At 41.7% G+C, this 23,513-nt stretch carries 24 protein-coding genes and 1 riboswitch; of the genes, 14 read left to right on the top strand and 10 right to left on the bottom strand.

Annotated elements, in window-relative coordinates:
- Window positions 1–18: 18 nt before the first annotated feature.
- Window positions 19–885: a Cof-type HAD-IIB family hydrolase gene (locus AC6CHU_RS13810; RefSeq protein ID WP_159866010.1), complete on the bottom strand. Its 867-nt coding sequence runs from the start codon at window positions 883–885 to the stop codon at window positions 19–21.
- 229 nt (window positions 886–1,114) lie between these two features.
- Window positions 1,115–1,216: riboswitch (TPP riboswitch) on the top strand.
- Window positions 1,217–1,487: 271 nt separating this feature from the next.
- Here AC6CHU_RS13810 and AC6CHU_RS13805 point away from each other — a divergent pair.
- From AC6CHU_RS13805 to AC6CHU_RS13785, 5 genes are all read left to right on the top strand, one after another.
- Window positions 1,488–2,093 (top strand): YkoF family thiamine/hydroxymethylpyrimidine-binding protein, encoded by a 606-nt coding sequence (locus AC6CHU_RS13805; protein ID WP_159866007.1) that lies wholly within the window; start codon window positions 1,488–1,490, stop codon window positions 2,091–2,093.
- A gap of 1 nt (window position 2,094) precedes the next feature.
- Complete coding sequence (locus tag AC6CHU_RS13800; RefSeq protein ID WP_159866004.1) at window positions 2,095–2,691, top strand: ECF transporter S component; 597 nt, start codon at window positions 2,095–2,097, stop codon at window positions 2,689–2,691.
- A complete protein-coding gene (locus tag AC6CHU_RS13795) occupies window positions 2,675–4,375 on the top strand; it encodes an ABC transporter ATP-binding protein (RefSeq protein WP_159866001.1) in 1,701 nt (566 codons plus the stop codon). Before AC6CHU_RS13800 ends, AC6CHU_RS13795 begins: the two co-directional genes overlap by 17 nt.
- Window positions 4,362–5,141 (top strand): energy-coupling factor transporter transmembrane component T family protein, encoded by a 780-nt coding sequence (locus AC6CHU_RS13790; RefSeq protein WP_159865998.1) that lies wholly within the window; start codon window positions 4,362–4,364, stop codon window positions 5,139–5,141. Before AC6CHU_RS13795 ends, AC6CHU_RS13790 begins: the two co-directional genes overlap by 14 nt.
- Before the next feature lie 242 nt (window positions 5,142–5,383).
- Window positions 5,384–5,584 (top strand): alpha/beta-type small acid-soluble spore protein, encoded by a 201-nt coding sequence (locus AC6CHU_RS13785; RefSeq protein ID WP_159865995.1) that lies wholly within the window; start codon window positions 5,384–5,386, stop codon window positions 5,582–5,584.
- A gap of 49 nt (window positions 5,585–5,633) precedes the next feature.
- Here AC6CHU_RS13785 and AC6CHU_RS13780 read toward each other — a convergent pair whose 3' ends face one another.
- From AC6CHU_RS13780 to AC6CHU_RS13770, 3 genes are all read right to left on the bottom strand, one after another.
- The gene (locus AC6CHU_RS13780; RefSeq protein WP_251284042.1) at window positions 5,634–6,158 is read right to left on the bottom strand and encodes a D-glycero-alpha-D-manno-heptose-1,7-bisphosphate 7-phosphatase; all 525 of its coding nucleotides are present in this window, start codon (window positions 6,156–6,158) and stop codon (window positions 5,634–5,636) included.
- 128 nt (window positions 6,159–6,286) lie between these two features.
- Window positions 6,287–6,637: a YlbF/YmcA family competence regulator gene (locus tag AC6CHU_RS13775; RefSeq protein ID WP_159865990.1), complete on the bottom strand. Its 351-nt coding sequence runs from the start codon at window positions 6,635–6,637 to the stop codon at window positions 6,287–6,289.
- Between the two features lie 106 nt (window positions 6,638–6,743).
- Entirely contained in the window at window positions 6,744–7,883 is a 1,140-nt protein-coding gene (locus tag AC6CHU_RS13770) for a DUF445 domain-containing protein (RefSeq protein WP_159865987.1), read from the bottom strand.
- A gap of 231 nt (window positions 7,884–8,114) precedes the next feature.
- Here AC6CHU_RS13770 and AC6CHU_RS13765 point away from each other — a divergent pair, with 231 nt between their 5' ends.
- Genes AC6CHU_RS13765 through AC6CHU_RS13750 form a run of 4 tightly spaced genes read left to right on the top strand, consistent with a single transcriptional unit; the run spans window position 8,115 to window position 13,119 of the window.
- Window positions 8,115–9,530, top strand: coding sequence for a YheC/YheD family endospore coat-associated protein (locus AC6CHU_RS13765; protein ID WP_498122081.1), 1,416 nt, complete (start codon window positions 8,115–8,117; stop codon window positions 9,528–9,530).
- Window positions 9,490–10,593 (top strand): YheC/YheD family endospore coat-associated protein, encoded by a 1,104-nt coding sequence (locus AC6CHU_RS13760; RefSeq protein ID WP_159865981.1) that lies wholly within the window; start codon window positions 9,490–9,492, stop codon window positions 10,591–10,593. Before AC6CHU_RS13765 ends, AC6CHU_RS13760 begins: the two co-directional genes overlap by 41 nt.
- On the top strand, window positions 10,571–11,935 hold the full coding sequence (locus AC6CHU_RS13755; RefSeq protein WP_159865978.1) for a YheC/YheD family endospore coat-associated protein: 1,365 nt from the start codon (window positions 10,571–10,573) through the stop codon (window positions 11,933–11,935). The genes AC6CHU_RS13760 and AC6CHU_RS13755 overlap by 23 nt, the downstream gene beginning before the upstream one ends.
- Window positions 11,932–13,119, top strand: coding sequence for a YheC/YheD family endospore coat-associated protein (locus AC6CHU_RS13750; RefSeq protein ID WP_498122078.1), 1,188 nt, complete (start codon window positions 11,932–11,934; stop codon window positions 13,117–13,119). Before AC6CHU_RS13755 ends, AC6CHU_RS13750 begins: the two co-directional genes overlap by 4 nt.
- Before the next feature lie 53 nt (window positions 13,120–13,172).
- On the opposite strand, the gene AC6CHU_RS13745 is transcribed toward AC6CHU_RS13750, so the two are convergent.
- Window positions 13,173–13,343, bottom strand: a complete 171-nt coding sequence (locus AC6CHU_RS13745; protein WP_201306550.1) for a hypothetical protein — start codon at window positions 13,341–13,343, stop codon at window positions 13,173–13,175.
- A 98-nt stretch (window positions 13,344–13,441) separates the two neighbouring features.
- Between AC6CHU_RS13745 and AC6CHU_RS13740 the strand changes: the two genes are divergently transcribed.
- Both AC6CHU_RS13740 and AC6CHU_RS13735 read left to right on the top strand, forming a co-directional pair.
- A complete protein-coding gene (locus tag AC6CHU_RS13740) occupies window positions 13,442–13,648 on the top strand; it encodes a YheE family protein (protein WP_159865972.1) in 207 nt (68 codons plus the stop codon).
- 91 nt (window positions 13,649–13,739) lie between these two features.
- Window positions 13,740–13,925, top strand: coding sequence for a hypothetical protein (locus AC6CHU_RS13735; protein ID WP_159865969.1), 186 nt, complete (start codon window positions 13,740–13,742; stop codon window positions 13,923–13,925).
- A gap of 84 nt (window positions 13,926–14,009) precedes the next feature.
- Here AC6CHU_RS13735 and AC6CHU_RS13730 read toward each other — a convergent pair whose 3' ends face one another.
- Complete coding sequence (locus tag AC6CHU_RS13730) at window positions 14,010–14,270, bottom strand: metal-sensitive transcriptional regulator (RefSeq protein WP_159865966.1); 261 nt, start codon at window positions 14,268–14,270, stop codon at window positions 14,010–14,012.
- Window positions 14,271–14,391: 121 nt separating this feature from the next.
- On the opposite strand from AC6CHU_RS13730, the gene AC6CHU_RS13725 reads away from it, so the two are divergent.
- Together AC6CHU_RS13725 and AC6CHU_RS13720 are read left to right on the top strand one after the other, a co-directional pair.
- A complete protein-coding gene (locus tag AC6CHU_RS13725) occupies window positions 14,392–15,285 on the top strand; it encodes a PucR family transcriptional regulator (RefSeq protein ID WP_498122076.1) in 894 nt (297 codons plus the stop codon).
- 115 nt (window positions 15,286–15,400) lie between these two features.
- Complete coding sequence (locus AC6CHU_RS13720) at window positions 15,401–16,510, top strand: ABC transporter ATP-binding protein (protein ID WP_159865960.1); 1,110 nt, start codon at window positions 15,401–15,403, stop codon at window positions 16,508–16,510.
- Between the two features lie 72 nt (window positions 16,511–16,582).
- Here the strand turns inward: AC6CHU_RS13720 and AC6CHU_RS13715 are convergent, their stop codons facing one another.
- Complete coding sequence (locus tag AC6CHU_RS13715) at window positions 16,583–16,825, bottom strand: hypothetical protein (protein WP_251284048.1); 243 nt, start codon at window positions 16,823–16,825, stop codon at window positions 16,583–16,585.
- A gap of 296 nt (window positions 16,826–17,121) precedes the next feature.
- Between AC6CHU_RS13715 and AC6CHU_RS13710 the strand changes: the two genes are divergently transcribed.
- A complete protein-coding gene (locus tag AC6CHU_RS13710; RefSeq protein WP_035326833.1) occupies window positions 17,122–17,340 on the top strand; it encodes an alpha/beta-type small acid-soluble spore protein in 219 nt (72 codons plus the stop codon).
- A gap of 100 nt (window positions 17,341–17,440) precedes the next feature.
- Here AC6CHU_RS13710 and fumC read toward each other — a convergent pair whose 3' ends face one another.
- The 3 genes from fumC to AC6CHU_RS13695 form a co-directional block, all read right to left on the bottom strand.
- Window positions 17,441–18,829 (bottom strand): class II fumarate hydratase, encoded by a 1,389-nt coding sequence (gene fumC, locus AC6CHU_RS13705; protein ID WP_498122073.1) that lies wholly within the window; start codon window positions 18,827–18,829, stop codon window positions 17,441–17,443.
- 377 nt (window positions 18,830–19,206) lie between these two features.
- Window positions 19,207–21,219, bottom strand: a complete 2,013-nt coding sequence (locus AC6CHU_RS13700; protein ID WP_498122071.1) for an ABC transporter ATP-binding protein — start codon at window positions 21,217–21,219, stop codon at window positions 19,207–19,209.
- Window positions 21,216–22,973 carry an ABC transporter ATP-binding protein gene (locus tag AC6CHU_RS13695; protein WP_251284051.1) on the bottom strand — a complete coding sequence of 586 codons (1,758 nt, stop codon included), beginning with the start codon at window positions 22,971–22,973 and terminating at the stop codon, window positions 21,216–21,218. Before AC6CHU_RS13695 ends, AC6CHU_RS13700 begins: the two co-directional genes overlap by 4 nt.
- Window positions 22,974–23,513: the final 540 nt, after the last annotated feature.

Raw genomic sequence — 23,513 nt, 5'->3', positions numbered from 1 at the left:
GCTCTCATTCATTGAATTTTATTTTAATAGATTCATTTTCTTCAGGAAATCGATTGGATGCTGTTTACGGAAATGTTCTTTAACCATGTAGCTTACGCCGTTCTGATCATTTGATCGCGTCAGCCAGTCCGCTGCTTTTTTTACTTCTGCCGGAGCATTGCCCATTGCCACACCCAATCCTGCTGCTTCAATCATTTCCAGATCATCTTCAGAGTCTCCTATGACGACCATTTGATTTCTGGAAATCCCAAGATGCTCACATAAATAGAGAAGCCCATTCAGTTTTGAGACCCCTGCAGGAACAATGTCCATCCTCAGATCGTTCAGTTTTAAGACTTCTACATTTTCAAACATGCCCCAAATGGCTGTCTTAGCATCCTCAAGGTCTTCCTTATCTTCAAAGTACACTTCGATTTTCGGCGGCGTAACCGGCTCATCTAAAATAGTCTCACTTAAAGAATCCACAAATTGCTGGGAATAAAAAATGGGATCACCCGTTGTAAAAACTGTTTTTGCAAGCATATTGGTATTAAGCTTCGTTTTGTTTGCAAGGGAATATTTTTCGTGCACCAGCCTGATTTGACAGGTAAAGCCTTCAAGCAGGCGCACGATTTCAAACGTTTCATCTTCCTGAATCCTTTTTACAAATATAGGCTTTTCCTGGGAAGCTGCAATATATGCCCCCCTGTGTGTAACCAGCAAAGAATTGGATTTCAATGCTTTAGCCACTTTCTTCGCGGAAGGAAAGCTTCTGGATGTGACAAGTGTTACATAAATTCCCTTTTGCTGCACATATTCAATTGCTTCTTTTGTTGATTTATGAAGTCTTCCATTTGATTGGAGTAGTGTTCCGTCTATGTTTAAAGCAAGCATTCTGTATATCATCCGATTTGCCCCCTATTCTCGGTGTAAAATTGTCCTATTACACTTTTATGAAGGGAGGGACTGGATTAGAACATGACATGGACAATGCAGAAATTTTTTCGTTGATTGCCTGTGTTAGTGAAGGTGTTTAACTGTTTTCATAGATTATTTGAATAAAAGAATTATAAATAGTCATTTACAATTTGGATTCTCCGTATTAAGATGGAGTCATTAAAAACTGCATATCCAAGTTTTGCACTAGGGGAGCTTTTTGGCTGAGAAGAACAATCCGTTCTGACTCTTATTACCCGATCTGGATAATACCAGCGTGGGGAAGTGCAGGTGAACGGCTATCATTTTAGTGTATTGATAACATTCAACTGCATTTCCTATTGGGAATGCAGTTTTTTTATTTTAACCAGGCTGTTTTTGTAAAATTTGTTGTTTTTGGCTCATGTATATTGTCGTTGATTTCCCAGCGAATCGCGGGCAGGCGGTGTGCTTGCACATATGCTCCCGAAGGAGCCTTGCACCTGTCGATACTATCAACACAGTAAGTAATTCAAAAAACAGCAGCAAACCTTACGAAAAAAACTTTTCATTAATACTAGGAGGATGGCAAAATGCAGGAAAATTTTTTATGTGGAACCAGTGAAATTACAGGGTGCAGATTTTCAATTTATCCCATGACTGACAGGTTTGCGGATATTATTTTATCAGCTTTAAAAGAAGTGGATACGAGCAAGGTTTGGATGGAAACAGATGATGTTAGCACCTGTGTGCGAGGCAGGTCCATTCATGTTTTCGATGTGGTTAAAGCTATTTATCTTCAAGCTGTTAAGCATGGTGACCATGTAGTATTTAACGGAACTTTTTCAAATGGATGTCCTGGTGATACTGCAGGAGATGCTTATCTTGCTGAGAATGAGGAATTGGCAAATGAAGAATCAGCAGCAGGTATCAGCCAGGAAGTTGCGGTCCAGTTCGCCCTTTATCCGATGGGGATTCCTGAATACATGAATGTCATTATGGATCAGGTCGAGCTTGCAATGAATCAGGGAACTTTTACAAAAGGGGTGCATTATGCTTCAAGATTAGACGGGGATGCACACTCTGTTTTTAAAACTCTGGAGGACGCTTTTGAAAACTGTAAGAAAAGCAATTCCACCCATATTGTTATGACGGTGAATATGTCTGCCAATAGCCCATCCAAAAAGGGGGCTGAATAATATGCTTGAAAAGTGGAAGCTTCGTGAAGTCATTGTCCTGTCTGTACTCGCTGTCGTGTTTGCAGTTGTATACCTGATATTCATGCAATTTGGCAATGTGCTATATGCAATGTTCGGCTTAATTGGATATGATTTTATTTTTGGCATTTGGTTTATTGTTTCAATTCTCGCAGCGTACATAATCAGAAAACCCGGGGCAGCTTTCTTATCGGAAACCATCGCTGCAGCCATTGAAGTCATGATCGGCAATGCTGTCGGTCCCCGCCTGATTCTGTCGGGCATGATTCAGGGGATTGGAGCGGAAGCTGTTTTTGCGGCCACGAAATGGAATAATTACCGGACATGGGTCTTAATTGCTGCCGGCATGGGCTCTTCTGTTACAAGCTTTATTTGGGGCTATTTCATTTCCGGCTATGCGGCCCTCTCACCCGGTTATGTAATGGCGATGTTTTGTGTAAGGATGGTCAGCGGTGCTTTACTGGCAGGCTTGATGGGCAAATGGCTGAGCGAAAGCCTTGCAAAGACCGGAGCATTAAACAGCTTTCCTATTGGCAAAGAGCTGAAAAGGGGAAAACCGGAAAATGGCATTACAGCATAAACAGAACATATTAAAAACAGAGCAGCTTACATTCAGGTATGAAGATGTGAAAAAGCCCATTTTTAAAAATATGCAATTCAGCCTTAATGCAGGGGAAGCAGTTCTATTATTGGGACCCAGCGGCTCGGGAAAAAGCACACTTGCTTTCTGCTTAAATAAATTGTATCCCGAGGCCGCAGATGGCGAATTGGACGGGATCATTTCATTCAAAGGAAAGAGGCTGGAGGAATTCGGCCCTGGTGAAATTAATCAGCACATTGGAATTGTGTTTCAGGACCCTGAAAGCCAATTTTGCATGACCACAGTCGAGGATGAGCTGGCATTTGGACTTGAGAATTTGAAAACGCCGCATGAAGAAATCGGGAATAAGATTGATGAAGCATTGGAGCTTGTTCATCTTTTGCCATATAAATATGCCCCAATTCACACCCTTTCCGGGGGCCAGAAGCAAAAGCTTGCACTGGCATGTGTATTGTCATTGAAACCGGATCTCCTGATTTTAGACGAACCGACAGCAAACCTGGATCCGGCTTCAAGCTATGAACTTACCCGCATCATTAAAGAGCTTAAAGAGAAGAGATCATTCTCCCTTCTAATAATCGAACACAGGCTGGATGATTGGATTGATTTGACCGACCGCTGCGCAGTCCTAAACAGAGAAGGCGAACTATTATTTAATGGAAGCACTGAAGAATGCTTTAATCAATATGCAGAAGAATTTCTGCTTGAGGGCATCTGGCTGCCAAGTTCGGTAAAAGCAGGCCTTTCAGGGAAAAAAGCAGGTATTTATAAAGGGGAAAAACTTCCGTTGACTGATGAGAAATTAATCGCCGGATTTGAGAATCCCATTGGTGCACTTCAGGTTTTAGATAACAGGAAGAAAAATCACCAAGCTCCTGAAGAACAAATTATTCTATCCGCAGAGAATCTATCCTTTTATAAAGCTGGGAAAGATTTGCTAAAAGATATTAGTTTTTCTGTTAAAAAAGGTGAATTTGTGGCCATTGCCGGCTCAAATGGATCAGGAAAAACAACGCTTTCAAGACTCTTGGCTGGACTTTATACTCCTTCCAAAGGCAATATTCTCTTTTATGACAGTCCCCTTTCCCAGTGGAAGGAGCAGGAGCTAAGACAGAAATTAGGTTATGTTTTTCAAAACCCCGAACACCAATTTATTGCTGATTCTGTCTATGATGAAATTGCATTCAGTTTAAAAATACAGCAGATTCCTGATGGTGATATTAAAGAATCAGTTCAGGCTGCACTGCTTCAAGTGGACTTGCTGCGGTGCGCTGACATGCATCCCTTTTCCTTAAGCCAGGGGCAAAAACGGCGGCTTAGTGTTGCATCGATGCTTGTGTATAACCAGGATCTTCTCCTCCTCGATGAGCCGACCTTTGGACAGGATGCCAGGACGTGCGGTGAGCTTATGAAGCTAATGGAAGCAAAGATCCAAAGCGGCGGATCCGTGGTGATGATCACACATGACATGGAAATCATCCATTCATATGCGGACAAAGTGATTGTTCTTTCAGAAGGAGAGAAGATTTACGATGGTTTGCCTGATGCATTATGGAAAAAAGAGGACATTCTGAAGACTGCTTCCTTAAAGGTTCCATACATTGAAAAACTCAGGAATGATATCGGGTCCATTGCAGGGAGGGAAAAACTTGTTCTTACATGAATTAAACCCAAGCATTAAAGCATTCACTGTGATAGTCTGTGTATTACTTCTATCGATTTTTTTTGACCCGGTTACACCTTTTCTGACCTTAGTGATAACGGCAGCAGCCACCTTTATTTTAGGAAGAGTTTCATTCAAAAGATGGATTCTGCTTTTCTCGCCATTTATCTTCATGGCTGTCATATATATTTGGTCAGCTTTGATTTTTTCTAAAGCGATTGAAGGGGAAACCCTATTATGGGCATGGGGGATCTTCACATTGACTGAGGAGGGCCTTCTGCGTGCCCTTTCCCTTGGAATGAGGGTGTTAAGCTTTACTTCTCTGTCCCTTCTGTTCATTTTAACCACAAAGCCGACAGCATTTCTGCTCAGTTTAATGCAGCAATGCCGGCTCTCTCCAAAGCTTGCATATGGAATCATGGCAGGCTATCGATTCCTGCCATTAATGAAAGAAGAATTCGAGATCATCAGAAGTTCACACCGGATCAGGGGAGTACCCAAAGCCAGGACACTCCCGGAAAAAATGGCAGAGCTTAAGAGGTATACAGTTCCCCTGCTTGCCGGAGCGATCCGTAAAGCTGAGAGGACAGCCATGGCAATGGAATCAAAAGGGTTTACCGGAGATAAAAACCGGGATTTTTATCATAAAGTCTCTGTTTCCTGGAAAGATTGGGCTTGTTTGGCCTTCTTTATAGGAGCAATATTGGTCAGTGCCTATATCTCTTGGCTTTTCGGGTTTCTCCAGCTTTATAATGGCGAACTTTAGCTGGCAATTTTGATTTCTGTGCGGATAGAATCTTTTTTGTGTGCGGAAGAAGCCATTTTATGTGCGCAACAAATTTTTTTTGTGCGAATAGCCCGTATTTATATGCGCACAGTCCCATACCCGCATTTGCAGATTCAAAAAATTACCATAAAGTACCATAAACAACTATGAATAAATCTTATTTGCTCTCCTAAAGCTATAATTGTAACAAACAAGAAAACTACACCAAGGAGATGATTTACATGGCAAGAAACAGCAATTCTAATCAGCTTTTAGTATCAGGAGTCAGTCAGGCAATTGATCAAATGAAGTATGAAATTGCAACAGAATTCGGTGTGAACCTTGGCCCGGAAACATCTTCAAGAGGAAATGGATCTGTAGGCGGAGAAATTACGAAGCGCCTTGTGCAAATGGCTGAGCAGCAGCTTGGCGGAGCACGCTAATCTTCTAAACAAGCCGTTTCCACCTTTCGCGGAAGCGGCTTTTACTCTTTTATTTAAGCATTTCTAAAATGTCCTCTACTGCCTCTAGAAGTGATGAAGCCTGGATATCTGCACTTGTTTGCTCTGAGCCGATAAAAACAGTTTTACAGCCGGCTTTCTTCCCTGCCTCAATGTCCCGCTCATGATCGCCTACCATAATGCTTTTAGCCAAATCAAGATGGTGCCTTTCAGCCAATTCCAAAAGCATGCCTGCATTTGGTTTCCGGCATTCACAGCCTGCTTTCGGCTTATGAGGGCAATAGGCAACCTCTTTAATATGTCCGCCTTTGGCTGCAACAAGCTCCTGCAGCCTTTCATGAATTTTCTTTAGCTCTCTTTCTTTCAGAAAGCCGAGTCCCACACCGCCCTGATTGGTCACGACGAAAATTTCATATCCGGCTTTGGTCAGTTCTGACACAGCTTCTGCTGCCCCTTCCAATAAATATAACTGCTCAGGCTTGTTAACGAATTTTACCCTTTCAGATAAAACCTCATTCAAAACGCCGTCCCGGTCAAGAAAAATGGCTTTATTCAATGTACTGCCCCCTTCTTTAATCAATATCTATCATAAAGGTACCCAAACCTGGTTTAGTTTAATATGAAAAAATGATCTTTTCTTATAAAAAAACTCCCGGATCAATATCCGGGAGTTTTCTGATGAAATTATTCAGCCGCTCCATAAAGCTCTTCAAGAGGCTTCATGATGATTTTGTTCATTTCTGCAATCATCATGCTCATGCGCTGTTCTGCTTCCATAAGCTTTGAGATCTGGGCATGCTGCTGTACAAGTGCGACTGTCTTTTGAGCCTGTTCTACTTCTTCCTGCGTAATATCCTGGCCCATCATTTGCTTTTGCTGAAGTTCCATCTGGATTTTGCGGAAGTTATCAAACATTGCTTTCGCAGACGGATCTGCATTCACATCATCATATGCTTGCTTTAGAGCTTTATATTCATCGCTCTCCCGCACTGCTTTTTCTAACTCGTAGGCTGAATCAAATAAATTTACTGCCATTAATAACACTCCTCCCGATACTTGTTCAAAATGGACAATACATTCTCCGTTTCGAACATCCACTACACTATAACAAACTATGACAGTAAACGCGAGGCGATACCCTTTAATTAATCAATATAGCAATGATTCCCTGTACGAGACCAATAATACCCCCAAGCAGGAAACCTAAATTTGTAATCATGGCTAACTCGCTTTTGATTATAGAAAAGACCATATCTTCTAATCTTTCGACTGAAAAATTGCTGACCTGTTCCCGGACAACTTCTGCGAGACGAAGCCGTTCCATAACCATTTCTGTCTTGCCTGAGAGCCAATCAGTAAGCATCTGAACACTTTTAGGAGCCAGCTCATCTGTCAGTACTGTCCTGTATGGGGCCACAAAGGATGAAATAGGCTTTCGAAATACATTCTCCAGATTAATGACTCTGTGTGCAATATTCTTTAATACTGTAAGAATCTGTTCCTTTTCGATCTGCTCTTCAATAACTGCAGCTTCCATCTCAAGAATTTTGCTCCACTCTTTTTGTAAAAGGGTTGTAACCAGGTCGGCTGTACCCTCATTGCTTAAAAACCTGATGATTTCCGGCTGAATTTTATCCGCAAGATTGATATTCCCCATGAACATCTGCAGCATATTGCTGAGCACACCGCTTCGCTCACGAACAAAATCATCAGCCATTCTTTGTATCCGCATTTTGCCTTCAATACTGGAGAAATAATCAACCCCTTTTTTAAGGATCATTGAACTGATAGCTGGAATTTTTTCATCCGCTTTATCCAAAAGACCCTGAGGAATAACTTCTTTAAGGGGCAGTCCTCTATATTTGCTTATAATGTTTTCATATTTCTGTTCAATTAATAAGTTTATATGTTTCTCCGCTTTCGATTGGCCATCCTTGATTCCAAACGCTGCCAGAATGTTCTCTGCTGATTTTTCCGATTGCAGGAAAGTTTCCAGCTCTTTCTGAACAAGCCCGGTCATATCACGCTGAAATTGATCATTGATGAACTTCTTCTTGATGCTTTCCGGTGTCAGAAGATGGTTAACAACCAGCTTACCCATCTGATCTGCCATTTCATCTCTTCGTTTAGGAATCAGCCCAGGGGTAAATGGAACCTTCCATTTACCTATGTACACGGCCTTATAAGGTTTAAAGAGCATTTTAATAGCCAGGTAGTTAGTAAACCCGCCAATAAGAGCCCCAATGATCATCATTAATATAATTGTCATTGCTATTTCCATAGATATCTCTACCTTCCTTAAGTTACAGGCTCCTCTTAAGAAGCACCATTTAATTGCCCAGAACATACGATATGGTATCAGCTTTTGCCTATTTTTTCATTATACAGTGAAAACTTCATCAATGGGAGTTTTGCACTTTCTGCGGCAGGTAAAAAATCTGCATTCAGTTTGCAAGCTGCTTGAGGTTGTTCAAAATAGGCTCAAATAAAGATAAGCAAATGAGGAATGATCATGTCAGTTTCTTTATTGCCTATTACGATTGTTCCGGTAAAAATGTTTCAGGAAGATCAATTTCGCATTCAAATTAGCCATTCTCTCGTACATTACTGGAATATTGATTTGCAAATGCCCCATTTGCTGCGGATCGGCAAGCACACCATTCAAATAACCATTGAAGGAGCAAATATCAGGAAAGATGAAATTTTCTTCTGTGACCGTCTTTTTCAGGAATGCTGCTTGCCAATGGAGGATCTTAATTTTGTCGCCAGTTACTCAAGAAAGGACTTTACTATAACTGCTGGACCGGTTATAGGCCTGATGACAGATTTTAATGAAAGTGGCGAAGATCCTGACTTCCGCTCCATTCATTCTTTTTGCAAAGAATTGCACGAGGCTGTTTCCGGCCTGCATGGATATTTTTATGTTTTTCATTTTCGGGACTTCATTCAGGAAAAGCTGCAGGGATACTGCCTGCGTGAGGAAAAATGGATAAAACGCCCCGTTCCTTTGCCGAGTGTAATTTATAATCGGGTTCACTCCCGGATACTTGAAGCAAGTTCTGCTTTTCAAACATTTAAAAATAGCATGCTAAAATATAACATCCCAATGTTTAATGACCGTTTTTTATCAAAAAAGGAAGTTCATACCCTCCTCTTTTCTGAAGACCATATGCATCCCTATCTGCCTGATACAGCCATTGCAGATGAAGAAACCATCAAGGAAATGCTGGCCAGACACAGACTGATATTCCTTAAGCCTATCCACGGCAGCCAGGGACGGAATATTATTAGGCTGAGTATTAATGGTGAAGAAATCATATCAGAACAATCGACCGGAAACGGCAAGGAAAATACGCTAACATTCAAAAATTATGACCGCTTTATACTATGGTTCAAACAGTACCTAAAAAAAACAATTTATTTGGCCCAGCAGGCCATACCTCTGCAAACCTATAAAGCCAGGCAGCTTGACTTCCGGGTGCTCTGCCATAAAAATCATCAGGATATCTGGAGGGCCACTTCTGCAGTGGCAAGGGTTTCTGCAGAGCGGCAATTTGTTTCCAATATAGCAAGAGGCGGGGAAATGATGAAGCCCCTCAGAATTTTCTCCATGCATTCTGATCAGAAAACAGCGATTCAGCAGCTGGCTTTACTGAAGGAGCTCGCAGTTGAAACAGCAACAATCATAAGCCAAAAATGCGAAGGCCTAATCGGAGAGCTTGGGATTGATATTGGTTTGGACACTAATGGAAAACTTTGGATCATCGAAGTGAATTCTAAACCCTCCAAGAACTTCGAAGACAAAGAAAAAAGAGTCAGACCCTCTGCCAAAGCACTTATCGAATATGCAACGGCTTTATCATTTATGCAAAGAGGAGGATTACAGCATGCTTTCATTCGGAATCATGACTTTAAACAAACAGAGTGAACAGCCATACTTTATGGAATTGGCCAAAAGAGCCAATGAATATAACATTAATTGCTTCAGGTTTGTGCCTTCAGATATCAATCCTATTTCAGAAAGGATTGCGGGGGATACCTTTAACCCCTCTTCAAGAGAATGGGAGCCGGCAGAATTCACAGTCCCGGAGATCCTGTATGACCGCTGTTTTTACGGGAATGACTCCCATTCAAAGCAATGTATATCTATCGTGAATTGGCTGAAGGCAAGAAATGATATCCAATTCCTTGGCTATGGCTTGCCTAATAAGCTTGAATTATATGAAATACTCTCCCGCTCAAACATCTCACCCTACTTGCTGAAAACTGACAGATTTACAGGCGCTGACAGTTTCTTAAACAGCCTCATACCTGATCAGCCGTGTATTTTAAAACCTGCAAGCGGTTCTCAGGGCCAGGGAATCTATTATATTGAGAAAACAGGCAAAATCATACTTGTTAAAACAGATAAAAGGAATGGCCAGGTAACACGAAGCTTTGAAACTGAAAAAAAGGCAGCCGGCTGGCTAAATAAATTAACCGCAGATCGGCAATACCTCATCCAGCCATATGTGAATCTATCAAACAATGACGGTCAGCCCTTTGACATAAGAATATTGCTTCAAAAAAACAGAATTGGCGCATGGAAGGAGATGGGCCGGGGAATTCGCACAGGCAGAGAAGGAGGCATCGTCTCCAATTTAAGCGCCGGCGGCAGCAATATTTCTTTTGAAGATTGGATCGCTCAATACCCTTCTTCTTTAAAGAGCTTTCTATCCGATGAACTTAATGATATTACCGATACACTTCCTGCTGTCCTTGAACGAAAGCTCCCCCCTCTATTTGAAATGGGTATTGATATTGGAGTAGAAACTAACGGCTCTATTTGGATACTGGATATAAACTCAAAACCAGGCAGGAAAACAATCCTGAACAGTCAGCCCGAAATGAAGGAAGAGTTATATACCGCTCCCCTTCTCTATGCCAAATTCCTGGCAGCCACTAACGAAATGGAAAGGAGAACGAATCATGAGAAAACAATATCAAATTGAAATTTCCGATTCCGCCTCCAAAACAGTTTATATACCTAATGAGCTTAACCTTCATACTCATTTGACGAGATTGGCATTTGGCACTCATTCAGCAGATGCTTCTTTCATACTTCAAAAAACAAAGAAAAACTCGATCTTAATAAGTAAAGATGTGGCAGAAGCACTTCATTTCCCGGATCTCAAGATACCTCTGCATGCGTTTGCCAATAAGGGGACTCTATACCTCGGCCCGCTCGTTGGTATCTTCACATCAGGATTCACCTCCTTTCCTTTAAGGCCAGTTGGGGATCGGACCCTGTTTTTTGCCAAACTGCTTTCAGTTAAAAAAACGGTTGGTGCAATCCCGTTTTTATTCGGTGATCAGCAAATCAACTGGGAAAAAGAAACCATCAACGGGCTCTTTTATCATGAGGAGGGCTGGGAAACATTTGAAGTCCCTTTTCCAAATGTTGTTTATGACCGGCTTCCCAACCGAAGAAGCGAAAGAAGGAATGAGCTTAAGGAAGTACGCGGCCGTATGCAGAAAGACTATTTAATTCCCTGGTATAACCCTGGTTTCTTTAATAAATTAGATGTTTATGAAAGACTGCAGAATGATGATGATAGCAGTTATTACTTGCCGGAAACCCACCCTTTTTCTTCTTTCTCTGTAATTGAAAGGATGCTGGCTGATTATGGCCATGTTTACCTCAAACCTATCAATGGAAGCCTGGGGCTTGGGATTCATCAAATTATTTTTGATAAAAAAGATGGGTATTATTATTGCCGATATAGAGTCCGGGACGAAAATAGGCTAAGAAGATTTAACACTTTGGAAAATTTAATGCGCAATGTTTTTGCAGGACGAAATTTAAACCGTATGCTTGTTCAGCAGGGAATTCATTTGCTCCGCCAAGAACAGAGAGCGGTTGATTTCAGGGTTCATACGAATAAAGATGAGAATGGGGAATGGAAAGTAACTGCTGCAGCTGCAAAAATAGCGGGCCCTGGCAGTGTTACAACACATGTAAAAAGCGGAGGTGAGATCAAAACCCTTGATGAAGTATTTGAATCGGATGCAGAAAAAACTGAGGCAGTGGCTAAGTTAAGTGAGGCGGCACTAACGATCAGCAAGGCACTGGAACGGAACATGGAAGGAATTATCGGTGAAATCGGCTTTGACTTTGGACTGGACCGAAATGGCCATGTTTGGCTGTTTGAAGCAAACTCAAAGCCGGGCAGATCTATATTCAAACACCCTCAGCTCAGGGAGTTCGACTTTCTTACCCGCAAACTTTCACTGTCATTCGCCGTTTTCCTTGCCGAAGCATCGATTATGAAGCCTCAGGAAATAGTGAGATGAAAATTTATTATGACTGGGCCAGCAGGACCTGGTTCTGCAGCAGCAGCTGTACTTTGGGAAGCAATCACCAGCCTTTAAGCATTATTAGCCCGCAGGCGGAACGGGATTCGCTTTCCTTTTCTTTATCCTTGCAAGACGGTAATGCAGGACCTGTGATAGGCATTCTGACGGGAAAAGGAAAGGAACAGTCTATTGCCGGCAATGGTCCTTTATTTAAGGCCCTTCAGAAAAGCATCCTGCAAAAATGCGGGCTTTCCTATGTATTTACACCAGAGGGTTTGAAGGAGAATTCAGTGAACGGATATATATATAACCCTTTGAATGATAGGTGGATTGAAGCCTGTTGTCCTCTTCCTCATCTTGTCTACAACAGGGTGCCCTTCCGAAAAATAGAAAAGGCAGAAGCCTTTCAAAAAGCATGCCGTTTTTTTAAAGAGCATGACATTCCATTTTTCAACCCGGGCTTTCTGGATAAATTTGAGGTTTACCAGCTATTAAGAGACCATCCGCCATTAAAGGAATATATTCCGGAAACTATTCGTGTCACTGGGCCAAAGACACTAAAGGATTTTATCGGCAGATATCATAATATCTACTTAAAGCCTGCAAATGGGTCCAAGGGGAAAGGGATATACCAATTAAGCCAGCTGAAAAAGGGCATCTCCTTGAACGGTATGCGCGATTCATTCAGTTACGATGATTTTGAACAATTCTGGAACCTGCGGAACTCTCACCTGACGAACAAACCCTATTTAGCACAGAAAGCAATCAGCCCTGCCAAATTAGACGGCAAGCGGTATGATTTTAGAATCTTAGCCCATTTCAGTGAAGGCAGCTATTCGGTTACAGGGATTGGCATTAGGCAATCTCAGGAACAGGACATTACAACGCACATACCGAATGGCGGGATAATGATTCTATATGAATGGATCCGTACAAAAGAGCATGATGCTTTTATAAATACTGCAGCAGCGGAGGCAGGAAAACTTCTGGAGAGGACGAAGGGATTTTATGGGGAATACTCAATTGATGCAGGATTAACTGACCAGGGCACCTATGTGATTTATGAAATTAATTCAAAGCCGATGAGCTTTGATGAAGCGGGGATAGAAGAAAAAAGAATAGAAGAATTGACCCGATTATTTTTCTCATTATCAGGGTTCCAGCATACTAATAAAAAATAGCCGTACAGCGTCAGCGTGCACGACTATTTTTATGCGATTCTTAACGGGTGGTCCTAATATGTCGTTACGGGGCTTTTCGCTGTCTTTTCCCTATCTTTTTTTGAGGCACTTCCGGCGAAAGATTTAAACTGGTCTTTAAGCTTTTGGCGTGTCTCCGGGTTTCTCATTAAATAAGCTGCTCCAAGGGCCATGGCTGACATCATAAATTTGTTGTTTCTTTTCATCCTTTTGCCTCCTTTTAATGTTAAAATGTTTCTACATCTGTTCCATTCCCCTTTTCAGTAACATTAAACGGGATATTACGACATCTGGAGGAATCCTAATGCTGACACATTTCCAATTCAAACCTTTATATGAAAACAAACAATTGCCTGGTTGGACATTTTCTTTTTACTTCAAAAAGCAAAAGATTACCGGCATCTATCATCCTGACGGAAAAATTGAATGGACATCCGGAGAACCTGCTGGCCAGGAGGAGGACCTGAAATCCCAGATTCATGAATTGATGTTATTTCATGTATATGAATAATAAAAAAGTTAGAAGATCCATGCATGCCGATAATACCTTTTTGGAAAAATAATCCCGCCGGGATATTTTCTTTTAAAGGAGCGATTAACACATGGATAAAGAACGCAAAGTTTCAGACGACGTCCATTACGAAGGCAGGGACAAAGCTTATATGGATATAGACAGAATCATTAACGAGGGTCTTTCTGGAGGCTCCGTCCATGGCCGCGGAGATGATGTTAATATCGAACAATCAAGGGAACTCCAAAAGGAAGAACCTCCATCTGAGGCAGAGTAAAATTAAGAGGCACCTGAATTCAGGTGCCTCTTATCATCTTTTATAGGAAAGATCTGTCCAGCTGCTGGAGCTCCGCTTTTCTGGTCATCTGCTTTTCACAATCATATTAACCGCTTCCTGGATTGCATCCTCTGCATTTTTACCTTCATTATCTGCTTCCCGAATGCATGCCTCCAGGTTTTTAGCTACAATATATCCCATTGCACGGTCAACTGCAGAACGGACAGCAGATAATTGTGTAACAACATCCTTGCAGTGTTTCTCTTCTTCCATCATTCGGATTACACCCCGCACCTGGCCTTCCAGCCTTTTTAAGCGGTTTTTCATTTCAGGTGTATATTCCATGAGTCTCACCCCTCACACTCTCATTTCCCTTTATAGAAGCAGATTAAGTTCATTTTTTCAATTAAATTATAACTGCTATAATATAAGAAACACAAAAATTTATCAAACTAAGGGTAATGATATGTTAAACAAATTACATGACCGGTATCCGGGATCTCAACTTCGATTTGAAAAACCTGATTTTAGCTTTAAATCTGATAAGTATTGGTTTCATCATGAAGAGTCAGGCCAATGGCTTGGCATCTCAGCTCAAGAGGTAACTGAAGATAGTCTGATGGTCTTGAGAACTTTGTTTGAATTCCATGACTGCTCCATTCACCATGCACCTGCTGCCCAAGCCTGGTTTCAATACTTATTTTCAAATGGAGAACAGCCGTCATTCGCGAAAGATGTTCCGTACAGGCTGGTTCAATTTAAAATCTCTGAGGGCGAATGGATACGAGAAGATATGGAAGCTGCATTTAGAGGCTTTTTTGAAAAGGACATAACGATTTTATGGAACGGGGAAGCCACAGGGGTCATCATTGAGGAAAGTAACGACTCTCTATCTGAAGAAGAATTCCTTGCTGTTTCCAATGCATTGGAAAGTGACTTTTTTGTGAAAACAGCCTTTTATATTGGCATTCCGAATAAGGCGGGAACACATTTGCACAATCTTTTTAAGGATGAACAGCTTCTATTCGAGCAAGCCCTCTCTTTGCTTCCGGCTGAAAGAGTGCTGCATTTTGAGAAGCTTTTTCCCTCTCTTGTCACCGGGAACCTGGATGCATCTTTAAAAAAGAGCCTGCTTTCCCGCCTTTCTTTACTGGCAGATGACGCTGAACTCCTTCACACCATAAAAGTCTTTTTACAGAACGGCTCCAACGTTTCATTAACTGCGAAAAAATTGTATATCCACCGTAATACTCTGCAATACAGGCTGGATAAGTTCACAGAGAAAACCGGCATTCAATTGAAGGATTTTAACAGCGCGCTGACTGTTTATTTAGCCTGTCTGCTGATTGAGAAAACATAATTTGAGCACATTGCATAAAAACGCTTTCAGTTTTTTTGTGCAGTTTGGCCATATGGGAAAACCCTCATATCCATTAAACTATAATTAAGAATAAGATTATTGGGAGGTTACCCTGATGGCAGAATTAAAACTCGATAATATTTATAAAATTTATGATAATAAAGTAACAGCTGTAGAAGATTTTAACCTTCATATTAAAGATAAGGAATTTATTGTTTTTGTCGGTCCTTCCGGCTGCGGTAAATCCACAACCCTTCGTATGATTGCAGGTCTTGAGGAAATTTCAAAAGGCGACTTCTATATCGACGAGAAGCGTGTCAACGATGTCCCTCCGAAAGATCGTGATATTGCAATGGTTTTCCAGAACTATGCACTTTATCCGCATATGTCCGTGTATGATAATATGGCTTTCGGCCTTAAACTTCGTAAGTTTCCAAAAGATGAAATCGACCGCCGTGTAAAAGAGGCAGCAAAAATTCTTGGGCTTGAGCCTTATCTTGACCGCAAGCCAAAAGCATTGTCAGGCGGACAGCGCCAGCGTGTAGCATTGGGCCGTGCGATTGTCCGAGATGCAAAGGTCTTTCTGATGGATGAGCCTTTATCAAACCTTGATGCAAAGCTTCGTGTTCAAATGCGTGCAGAGATCGCCAAACTGCACCAGCGTCTTCAGACCACAACTATCTATGTTACACATGACCAGACAGAGGCCATGACAATGGCTACCCGCCTGGTTGTTATGAAGGATGGAGTAATTCAGCAGGTTGGTGCACCAAAAGAGGTTTACGAAAAGCCTGAAAACGTATTTGTAGGCGGATTTATCGGTTCACCCGCAATGAACTTCTTTAACGGAAAGCTTGAAGAGGGCAAATTTATCATTGGCAAAACTCAGATAGCTGTCCCGGAAGGTAAAATGAAGGTTCTTCGTGAACAGGGATATACAGGAAAAAATATTATCCTCGGCATTCGACCGGAAGATATTCACGATGAACCGGTATTTATTGATGCATCTGCAGGTTCAAAAATCAATACCCGCATTGACGTTTCCGAACTGACTGGTGCTGAAACAATGATTTACTCAAGCATCGAAGGCCAGGATTTCGTTGCACGCGTCGATTCCCGCACAGATATTCAGCCGGGCCAAAACCTTGAACTCGCTTTCGATATGAACAAAGCGCACTTCTTTGATGCAGACCATGAAAGAAGAATTCGTTCTGATAAAGAATAACATTGAATGCCCCGTCAAAAACTGACGGGGTTATTTTATGCTGTCCTGCTCTACTGCCCCCACGAGTACATTCTACTCTTTGATAAACTTTACAGAATCATGGCCGCATGATGGACACTTCAGCAAATGCGGACACTCTTCCTGCTGGTAATCCCGGGGATAGCCATCCTCCATTTTCATCTGGTCAATTGGCATATACGCACTATAATCATCGTAAAAGTCCATTACTCTTCCACTGTCCTCCATCTTGCTTCCGCAGGAGCTGCAGGCTGCTTCGATATTCTCAAAGCCGTTGCAGACTGGGCAAATAGCCATTCCAATCCTCTCACTTTCGTTTTCCTTACTGATATTTATTATGATTTGTCTGTTTAACCTTCGTTATGTAAAACTCTTAATCACAAGGTTTTTTCAGGAAAAAATTCCCGATTTTCTGAAAGAATAAACTTTTATAAATCAAACATAATAGAGAGTAAACACAGCGTCATCAAGCACCAGCACTAAAAAACGATGGGTTACGCCAGGCAGTGGAGCAGGATCATATCCTTGCGCTGGTGCAATTCCAGCTAACCCAACCAAAAACCAATACACTTATATTTCGAGGAGGAAATCACATGAACAACCAATCATCTAGCAGAAGCAATTCCTCAAACCAATTACTAGTACCAGGAGTAGCTCAAGCACTTGATCAAATGAAGTACGAAATCGCTACTGAATTTGGTGTAAACCTTGGTGCAGAAACAACTTCCCGCGCTAATGGATCTGTTGGGGGAGAAATTACAAAACGCCTTGTACAAATGGCTGAGCAACAGCTTGGCGGCGGTTCTTTCTAATATAGCAAGATAACAATTGAATAAATATGGCTATGGCCCTCCTTCTTGAAAGGGGGGCCATTTTATATAAGTTGTTATTTTGCCTCAAACTGCTTATTATTTAGACCATCTTTTCAGGCACAACCCATTTCTCATATTGTTCTTCTGTAATATAGCCTGTTTTTAAGGCTGCTTCTTTCAAGGTCGAATTCTCTCTGAATGCGAGTTTGGCAATTTCCGCCGCTTTTTCATAGCCAATATGCGGATTGAGCGCTGTTACAAGCATTAATGATCTCTCAACATGGCCATTAATCACTTCTTTGTTAGCCTCCAGTCCCATCATGCATTTCTCATTAAAAGAGGCCATTCCATCTGCAAGAATCCTGATGCTTTGAAGAAGATTATAAATAATAACAGGCTTAAACACATTCAATTCAAAATTCCCCTGACTTGCCGCGAATCCGATTGAGGCATCATTTCCAAAAACCTGGCAAACTACCATCGTAAGAGCTTCACTTTGTGTCGGATTTACTTTGCCTGGCATGATGGAGCTGCCTGGTTCATTTGCAGGAATCGATAATTCTCCAATTCCGCTGCGCGGCCCGCTCGCAAGCCAGCGGATGTCGTTGGCTATCTTCATTAGATCCGCTGCAAGCCCCTTCAATGTACCATGAAAATGGACAATTTCATTGTGGCTGGTCAGGGCCTGAAATTTATTTTCAGATGAACGGAATGGATAGCCCGTAAGTCTGGATATTTCGTTTGCCATTTCAGTTCCAAATGACTTATCTGCATTAATGCCCGTTCCGACTGCAGTACCGCCAATAGCTAAGTCCAGCAGATACTGCTTTGCGCCAATCAGCATTTTTTCATTTTTTTCAAGCATGGCACGCCAGCCGCTGATTTCCTGTCCCAATGTAAGAGGGGTTGCATCCTGCAGATGAGTCCTGCCGATTTTAACGATTGTTTTAAAGGCTTCCTCTTTCGATTTAACTGTCTTTATCATTTCCTTTAATGATGGCAGCAGTTTTTCCTCCGCCTCTGTATAAGCCGCAATATGCATAGCAGTCGGAAATGTATCATTTGAGCTTTGAGACATATTCACATCATCATTGGGATGAACTTTAGTATCCCGAATCCCCTTCTCTTCCAGCCATTCATTCGCCCTTCTGGCGACAACCTCGTTTACATTCATATTTGATTGTGTGCCGCTTCCTGTCTGCCATACAGCCAGAGGAAAGTGGCTGTCAAACTTATGGTTAAGAACTTCATCACAGGCTCTTGTGATAGCCTCCATTTTGTCATGGGAAAGCTTCCCAAGTCTGTTGTTGACAACTGCAGCAGAACGTTTTACTTTGGCAAATGCATAAATTACTTCCATCGGCATCTTTTCAATGCCAATTTTAAAATTGTCCTTGCTCCGCTGTGTCTGGGCTCCCCAATATTTATCAGCAGGCACCTTCACTTCGCCGAGTGTATCTTTTTCAATCCTAAAATCAGCCAATTTCATACCTCCTTATATAATTTTATGATTCCTTTTTATTCTTTTCCCTTATTTTCAAAATTTAATGATAAAAATCAGTATAAAAAACTGCCTGGCTAGTCAGCCGGCAGCTATGCTTTTACTATTGTGTACCCAATAAAATAGCCAAGGACCATAATGCTTGCAATCACCAATGTAATAGAAAATTCCTCCATATAATCTCCTCCAGATATTCATGATAATATCAAAGTATCATGAATTCACTGAACAGAAATTCCTTGTTCGGCACTTTTCTGTGTCGGGAATGTGAATACTTTTTGAACAAGTCGCTTGGAAAAGATATTCGCGATAACCGGTGTTTCCGCGTGTTAATTATAAAAGAAAGCGCCCTCCGGCGCTTCCCCCTATCCTGCAAGTGTTGATCCCTGCTGGAGCTGATACATCTGATAGTATTTTCCCTTACGCTCCATTAACTCTTCATGGTTTCCTTTTTCAACGATTCTGCCTCTATCCAGAACGAGGATTTGATCAGCATTGCGGATTGTCGAAAGCCGATGGGCGATGATAAAGGTGGTTCTTCCTTTTTTGAGCACGTCCATCGCTTCCTGGATAATTAATTCTGTCTCAGTGTCTATGCTTGATGTTGCTTCATCCAGTATAAGGATGGCAGGATCAAAAGCAAGGGCACGTGCAAATGAAATAAGCTGTCTCTGCCCGCTGGAGAGCGTACTTCCCTTCTCGATAACCGGCTCATCGAAGCCTTTTTCAAGATGCTGAAATATCTTATCTGCTCCGACATCCTTCAGGGCCTTTTCCACTTTCTCCCTTGATATTTCCGGGTCATCAAGACTGACATTTGAAGCAATGGTTCCTGTGAACAAAAAAGGATCCTGAAGGACGATGCCCATATGCTTTCTAAGCTCCTGCCTTGGAATCTGTTTAATATCCATTCCATCGATCATTATTTTGCCTTCCTGACAATCATAAAAGCGGAAAAGCAGGTTCATGATTGAACTCTTCCCTGAGCCAGTATGGCCTACGAGTGCAACTGTCTCACCGTGCTTTGCTTCAAAATTAAGATCCTTCAGCACATATTCCTTCTCCTTGTAGCCGAAGTGCACATGATCAAATGTAACATTCCCTTTATAGCGGGGTATTTTATTATCACTGATATCAAAGCCTTCCTCATCAAGCAGTTTGAAGACTCGTTCACCGGCAACCAATGCCTGTTCAAGATTGGCCAATTGGTTAACAATGCCCTGCACAGGCTGAAACAGGCGGTTAATATAGTCTACAAACGCATATAACATCCCAAGTGAAATGACAGCTGAAGCATTAAGCGATTCTCCTCCAAAGTACCAGATAAATGCTACAAAAACCACATTCCTCAGCACGCCCACTAAATTATGCGATGTAAGTGAATTCAGGCTCAAGAGTTTATTTTGGAAGGTAAAATGCTCTGTATTCAGCTTTTCAAAATCCTTCTGTGTATCTTTTTCGCGGCCAAACGCCTGGATAATGTTCATACCCTGTATCGATTCGTTAACTATTCCATTGATATCACTCACCCTTGAACGGATCACGTGATTATATTTTGATGCATACTTCCGATACACAATCGCCCAAACATATAAAATCGGAAGCAGGATTAGACATATCGCAGCAAGCTTGGCATTTAAAATAAACAATGCGATATAAATACCTGAAATATATATGGCACTTGTAAAAAAGGTTGCCAATACTGTCACATAAAGCTCACGGATGGCTTCTGTATCATTCGTTATACGGGCAACCACCTTGCCTGCCGGAAGATTATCAAAATAACTAATTGGCAGCCTTTGTATCTGTCCGAAGACATCCTTTCTCATTTGCTGGATAATCCTGTTTGCTGACTTTTGCAGAAAAAATCTCTGGCCGTACTGAAAAAATGCAGCGACAACCAGCAATCCAAAGTAAAAAGCCAAAAGCTGAATAATTTTAGGAATCTCAGGTGAATAAAATAGCATCAATTCTTCAACAGACAATGCCTTCCCTGCATATGTTTCAGTCTGGCCGCCTTTTTCAATAAAGAGTTTATCCTCTTTGAACGTTCGCTCTCCATCAAAAGCAATGTCACCGCTGATAAAGATGAATTGGCTTCCAGCCTGCAGGATGCGGGCCTGATCTATTTTCCGCTCATCCTGATCTAGGTTTTGCTCCTTTTTGTAAAACTGGCCATCATACTCCACGGCATCTTCTCTGTCTTCTGTCTGATACCAGACAGATTCTATGCCAAGGATATGGTCATCAATCATCTTCTTTGCGATAAAAGGCCCTGCCAGATCTGCTGCTACTGCTACTGTTAGCATCAGCAGGGCAGCAATAATTATTTTCTTATAATGAAGTGCATACTGGAATAACCGCTTTCCTGTAGTCACGAAAGCACCTCCTCTTCAGCAGTTGTTTGAGTCTGCTGCCTCAAAAATTGTTCCTTGTACCATCCATCCATAGCCATCAAGTCCTCATGAGTGCCTTCTTCTGCTATCCTGCCTTCATCAAGGACAATAATATGATCGGCATGCTGGACTGCGGACATCCTGTGTGTCGTAATGATTGTTGTTTTTCCTTTGCGTTCAGTCCGGATATTTTCAATAATTTTCTTCTCTGTTTTAGCATCAACGGCTGAAAGAGAGTCATCAAGAATCAGAATTTCCGGATCCTTCACAAGTGCACGAGCAATCGAAATCCGCTGTTTTTGACCTCCTGATAAGGCCACTCCTTTTTCACCGACCATTGTTCCAAGCCCTTCCGGCAGAAGTTCAAGATCTTTTCGAAAAGCTGCCAAATCAATCGCTTTTTGCATTTCCTCTTCAGTTGCTTCCTCTTTTCCAAAAAGGATGTTTTCCCGTACAGTCCTTGAGAAAAGAACATGATCCTGAGGAACATAACCAATCCATCCCCTCGTCCTTTCAAGCTCCTGTTCTTCAATCGGAACGCCTGCAATGGCAAGCTTCCCTGACCCTGACGGATATTCTCTTAATAGCTGCTTGATAAAAGTGGTCTTACCGCTGCCTGTTTTTCCTACAATACCGAGTGTTTCCCCGCGTTCAATATGCAGCTTAATCCCTGTGAGATTAGCCGTTTTTGAGGAAGGATACTGGAAATGTACATCCTCGAAGGTAACATTGGCAGGGACTGCAACCATAGAAGGGGTTTCAGGATTCTCAATATCCTGCTTAGCTGACAAAGTTTCCTGCACCCGGTCAAGGGATGCATTTCCCCTTTGCATAATATTAATTAATTCTCCTATAGCAAACATTGGCCAAATCAGCATGCCCAAGTACACATTAAAAGACACAAGCTGGCCCAGAGTGATGGTTTGGTGGAAAACAAGGTAAGCGCCATATCCAAGTCCTATCAGATAGCTTAAGCCCACAATCACCTTTATCGTCGGTTCAAAAAGAGAATCAATTTTCGCCACTTCAATATTTTTGCTGTAAACATCTTCAGTGAGTTCATGGAAACGCTGCTGATCAGCTCTTTCCTGAACATAAGCGCGCACCACCCGAACTCCCGAAACGGATTCAAGTACCCGGTCATTTAGTTCTCCGAAAGCATCCTGGGCACTCATAAACCGTGTATGAATCTTTTTCCCGTAAACTTTTATCAGATAAGCCATGATAGGCAGCGGCAATATTGCTGCAAAGGTTAGTTTCCAGCTAACCAGAAATCCCATGGTAAACAATATTGTCAGCATAAAAACGCTGGAATCCACGAGGGTTAATATTCCAAAACCGGCTGTTACCGAAATCGCTTTTAAATCATTTGTTGCCCTGGCCATTAAATCACCGGTCCGGTTTTTCTCAAAAAATGTTGGAGTCATTTTTAATAGGTGGCCCATAAACTGTGAACGCAGCTTTCTTTCAACTAGGAATGCCCCTCCGAAGAGCTGATACATCCAGATATAGGTTATTGCATAGGATACAATTGTAATGCTTGCCAATACTCCAAGGTATTCCACTATTTTAGCACTGCTCATTTGACCCAAATGGATGTCATCAATCGCCATTCCGACAAGCCTTGGAGGCATGACATCAAGAATTCCTACAAGGATCAGCAGTGTAATGGCACTTGTATACCTTTTCCAGTTTTCTTTAAAAAACCAGCTTAATTTACCTAAAATCGAAAACAACGATCTCTCCCCTTTCCGGTATGAAGCTCAAGTTTAAAGAGAGCTTTCATACATAAACCAGCAGCAAATTCATAACTAGCCTCCATCCAGATCCTCCGGCAAAATTGTTTTTCTTTTCATTCTTACAGCATTCATAAAAGTTCCTCCTTGTTTATTTGGCTGCGAAAACAGCCTCTATTAAAACTTACATTTATGGAAACAGGCAGTGCCTGTATTTCCTGTTGGTTATTGTATTATTGGACGAAAAAAAGACATACCGCGGCATGCGATATGTCTTTAGAGACAAAAGAGCCCACGTTACCTAATGTAACCTGTGCTCCTTTAAAGTGCAGGCAAATCCTGTTTAGAGTTTAATATGTTTTAAAGGAGAGGTTACAGTTATTAATTTATGTGCTGTTGTTTGATGATGATGAATTAAGATCATTTTGTAGCCCTCCTTTTCATTTTTTTCCATATTGGTAAGATTATCACCGCTTACAGTAAAAGTCAATCAGTCTTTTGCCTACTTTTAAAAATTTTCTGTCATCTCCAAAAAAAGGA

The organism is Cytobacillus sp. GQ23, assembly GCF_059758675.1.
Note: the sequence above shows the minus strand (reverse complement) of the source record. Positions and strands in the feature narration are given on the sequence as shown.